Below are 3,930 nucleotides of genomic sequence, written 5' to 3'. Positions count from 1 at the left end.
CCCCGCCCGCCCCGCCGCCCCGCCCCGGCGATCATGGAGTTGTGGTGGGCGTGAGCTCCGCATACGCCCCTTTTGCGAGGCACCACAACTGCATGATCGACGCGACCGGGGCCCTCGCTCGCCGCGAGCCCCGAGATCGGCGCGCGGGGTGGGGTGTCAGGGGAGGGGCCAGGGGAGGGTCAGTTCGCCCTTGCGCCAGCGGGTGGGGTTGTCGAGGACGGGCCAGCCCGTTTCACGCAGACGGGTCACCGCCCGCAGCCAGCGTTGGCGGGGGCCGAAGGTGGCGTACGGGGCGGCGGCCTGCCAGGCGTCGTCCAGAGCGCGGATCAGAGCGTGCACCGGCTCACCGGGGACGTTGCGGTGGATCAGCGCCTTGGGCAGCCGCTCGGCCAGCTCAGCAGGGCTGCCCAGGGTGGTGAGCTTCGCGGCCAGGGTCAGCGTCCGAGGGCCCTCGGCGTCGATCAGCAGCCAGCTGGCCAGCCGCCCCAACTCGTCGCAGGTGCCCTCGACGAGCACTCCACCGGGGGCGAGCGCGGCGGTCATCGTCCGCCAGGCTTCGGCCACCTCGCTCTCGTCGTACTGTCGCAGCACGTTGAACGCGCGGACCAGCACCGGCCGGAGCCCGGCCAACTCGAACCCACCCCGGGCGAACGTCAGCCCGGGTGGGTCGGCGGCCGGCGCCGCGGCCGCCACCCGGGCCGCGTCGATCTCCAACCCGACCAGCCGTACGTCCGGACGCACCCCGGCCGCCAGTCGAGCGCGCAACTCCACCGCGGTCACCGGGGTGGCGCCGTAGCCGAGGTCGACCACCAGCGGGTCGTCCGCCGCCAACAGCCGGTCGGCGCAGCTGGCGACGATCCAGTTGTCCACCCGACGGAGTCGGTTCGGGTTGGTCGTGCCGCGGGTGACCACGCCGAGCGGCCGGCGCCGCGCCGCAGGGCTCATGTCACCCGGTGCACCTTGTGCTGGGCGGCCTGGGCCCGTGGCCGGACCACCAGCCGGTCGATGTTGACGTGCTCGGGGCGGGTGGCGCACCAGGCGATGCAGTCGGCGACGTCCTCGGCGACCAGCGGCCCCGGCACCCCCGCGTAGACGGCGGCCGCCCGTTCCGCGTCGCCCTCGAAGCGGACCAGCCCGAACTCCTCTGTCTTGACCATGCCCGGGTCGATCTCGATGACCCGTAGCGGTCGGCCACACAACTCCAGGCGGAGCGTGCCGGCGATGGCGGTCTGCGCGTGCTTCGCGGCGGTGTAGCCGCCCCCGCCCTCGTACACGGTCAGGCCGGCGGTCGACGAGACCACCACGATGGTGCCGGAACCGGACGCCTCCAGTGCCGGCAGCAGCGCCTGCGTGACCCGGAGGGTGCCGAGCACGTTCACGTCGTACATCCACTGCCAGTCGGCGACCGAGCTGGACTCCACCGGGTCCAGCCCTCGCGCGCCGCCGGCGTTGTTCACCAGGAGAGTGACCGGCCCGGGTGCCTGGGCGGCTACCTCGGCCAGGTGGGCCACCGACTCGTCCGAGGTGATGTCGCAGGTCACCGCGGTGGCCTGCCCGCCGGCGGCGGTGATCTCGGCGACCAGGTCGGTGAGCCGATCGGCGCGGCGGGCGGCGGCGAGCACGTGGAAGCCCTCGGCGGCGAGCCGGCGGGCGGTGGCCGCGCCGATGCCGCTGGACGCTCCGGTGACGATGGCGACTGAGGTCATCCCGTCATTGTCACCCCGACCGTGGGAGTCGTCCCGACCGGGCGTACGGCAGCCATGGGGGCGTTCGGTGATGAGGTCCGTCACCTCGGGGGGCCGCGCCGGGGAATTTCCGAAGCCCGATGGGGAAGATGACACCCGGCGTACAGGTTGACCGAGAAGCGCCGGTCGTGCGAGACGGCATTAACCGTGACAAAGGAGCGGATGTGGCGGAACTGCACACCGGTGTCGGGCGTCAGCGAGGTACCCAACCGTGGCCCCGGCCTCACCGCATCGCCACCCTGTCGGTGCACACCTCCCCCCTGCACCAGCCCGGCACGGGTGATGCCGGCGGAATGAACGTCTACATCCTCGAGGTCGCCCGGCGTCTCGCCGAGGCCAACGTGGAGGTGGAGATCTTCACCCGGGCGACGTCCGGTGACCTCCCCCCGGTGGTCGAGATGGCGCCGGGCGTGCAGGTCCGACACATCACCTCCGGCCCTCTCGAGGGCCTCACCAAGGAGGAACTGCCCGGTCAGCTCTGCGCCTTCACGGCTGGGGTGCTGCGCGCCGAGGCGTCCCGTCCGCCCGGCCACTACGACCTGATCCACTCCCACTACTGGCTCTCCGGCCAGGTCGGGTGGCTGGCCAAGGAACGCTGGGGTGTGCCGCTGGTGCACACCGCGCACACCCTTGCCAAGGTCAAGAACGCCCAGCTCGCGGCCGGCGACCGGCCCGAGCCCAAGGCCCGGGTCATCGGCGAGGAACAGGTCGTCGCCGAGGCGGACCGGCTGGTCGCCAACACCCGGGTCGAGGCCACCGACCTGCTCGACCGGTACGACGCCGACCCGACCCGGGTGTCCGTCGTGCAGCCGGGAGTCGACCTGGCCCGCTTCCGACCCGCGCCGGGCGACCGGTCCGTGGCCGCCCGCCAGGCCCGTCGCCGGCTGGGGCTGCCCGTCGACGGGTACGTGGTTGCCTTCGTCGGTCGGATCCAGCCGCTCAAGGCCCCCGACGTGCTGATCCGCGCGATCGCCGCGTTGCGGGAGCGCGACCCGGCGCTTGCTGACCAGGTCACCGTGGTGATCTGTGGCGGGCCCAGCGGCAGTGGTCTGGACCGGCCGACCGCCCTGATCGAGTTGACCGCCAAGCTGGGGGTCACCGACGGGGTGCGGTTCCTGCCACCGCTCACCGGCGACGACCTGCCGGCCCTGTACCGGGCGGCCGATCTGGTCGCGGTGCCGTCGCACAGCGAATCGTTCGGGCTGGTCGCCCTGGAGGCGCAGGCCTGCGGTACGCCGGTGCTGGCCGCCGCCGTCGGAGGGCTGGTCACCGCGGTACGGAACCAGGTCAGTGGCGTACTCATCGACGGGCACGACCCGGTCGACTGGGCCCGTGCGCTGGGCAGCCTGCTGCCGAACCGGGCCCTCCGGTCGGTGCTGGCCCGAGGCGCCGAGCAGCACGCCAGCAACTTCTCCTGGGACCGTACGGTCAACGGTCTGCTCGGGGTCTACGGCGAGGCGATCGCCGCGCACCGCGCCCGACTCGCCGCCGACCTGGCAGGCGACCCGGCGCTCTCCTGCTCCTGGTGACCGGGGACGTCGGTCGCCACCCGGTGCGCGAGCCGGGTCGGTCGTAGAGTGGGTCCGGTGAGCCCGAAGAGCGATCTTGCGACCCTGATCGAGTCGGTCTGCGCCGAGCGGGACCTGGCCTGGGAGTCGACCGGCCCCGGCTCGTACGCGGTGACGCTGCCGGGCACCCACAAGCTCAAGACGATCTGCAACCTGATCGTCGGCGAGCATGCGCTGCGCGTCGAGGCGTTCGTGATGCGCCAACCGGACGAGCGCCGCGAGGAACTGTGGGCCTGGCTGTTGCAGCGCAACGCCCGGATGTACGGCGTCTCCTTCTCCACCGACGCGGTCGGCGACGTGTACCTGACCGGTCGGGTCAACCCGGCCGGCGTGGACGCCGACGAGTTGGACCGGCTGCTCGGCGCCGTCCTCACCTACGCCGACGAGTCGTTCGACACGATGCTGGAGATCGGCTTCGGCAGTTCGATCCGGCGCGAGTACGAGTGGCGGGTCAAGCGCGGCGAGTCGACCGCCAACCTGGCCGCCTTCGCCCACCTCTTCGAGCCCTCCACCGCCGGCCCCGACCCAACCTGACCCACCGCGCGCCCGCGCCCCGCGCGCCGGATCGAACTGCCGAAGCCGATCTCCAGCATCGTGTCGAACGACTCGTCGGCGTA

General features: G+C 72.7%; 4 protein-coding genes. 2 read left to right on the top strand and 2 right to left on the bottom strand.

Features of this window, described 5'->3' with window-relative positions:
• Nucleotides 1-156: 156 nt before the first annotated feature.
• Together ABZU52_RS32085 and ABZU52_RS32080 are read right to left on the bottom strand one after the other, a co-directional pair.
• Nucleotides 157-945 (bottom strand): class I SAM-dependent methyltransferase, encoded by a 789-nt coding sequence (locus ABZU52_RS32085; RefSeq protein ID WP_354974666.1) that lies wholly within the window; start codon nucleotides 943-945, stop codon nucleotides 157-159.
• Complete coding sequence (locus ABZU52_RS32080; protein ID WP_354974665.1) at nucleotides 942-1,706, bottom strand: SDR family oxidoreductase; 765 nt, start codon at nucleotides 1,704-1,706, stop codon at nucleotides 942-944. Before ABZU52_RS32080 ends, ABZU52_RS32085 begins: the two co-directional genes overlap by 4 nt.
• Nucleotides 1,707-1,909: 203 nt before the next feature.
• Here ABZU52_RS32080 and mshA point away from each other — a divergent pair, with 203 nt between their 5' ends.
• Nucleotides 1,910-3,274 (top strand): D-inositol-3-phosphate glycosyltransferase, encoded by a 1,365-nt coding sequence (mshA, locus tag ABZU52_RS32075; RefSeq protein ID WP_354974664.1) that lies wholly within the window; start codon nucleotides 1,910-1,912, stop codon nucleotides 3,272-3,274.
• 57 nt (nucleotides 3,275-3,331) lie between these two features.
• The gene (locus tag ABZU52_RS32070; RefSeq protein ID WP_354974663.1) at nucleotides 3,332-3,847 is read left to right on the top strand and encodes a YbjN domain-containing protein; all 516 of its coding nucleotides are present in this window, start codon (nucleotides 3,332-3,334) and stop codon (nucleotides 3,845-3,847) included.
• Nucleotides 3,848-3,930: the final 83 nt, after the last annotated feature.

Origin of the sequence: Micromonospora sp. NPDC005220 (assembly GCF_040607895.1) — a bacterium.
Classification (GTDB): Bacteria; Actinomycetota; Actinomycetes; order Mycobacteriales; family Micromonosporaceae; genus Micromonospora.
This window is presented reverse-complemented; position numbering and strand designations above follow the sequence as displayed.

Bases quoted from the DNA above. Each gene is read 5' to 3' on its own strand.
- ABZU52_RS32080 (WP_354974665.1), bottom strand. From the start codon at position 1,706: ATGACCTCAGTCGCCATCGTCACCGGAGCGTCCAGCGGCATCGGCGCG.
- ABZU52_RS32085 (WP_354974666.1), bottom strand. From the start codon at position 945: ATGAGCCCTGCGGCGCGGCGCCGGCCGCTCGGCGTGGTCACCCGCGGC.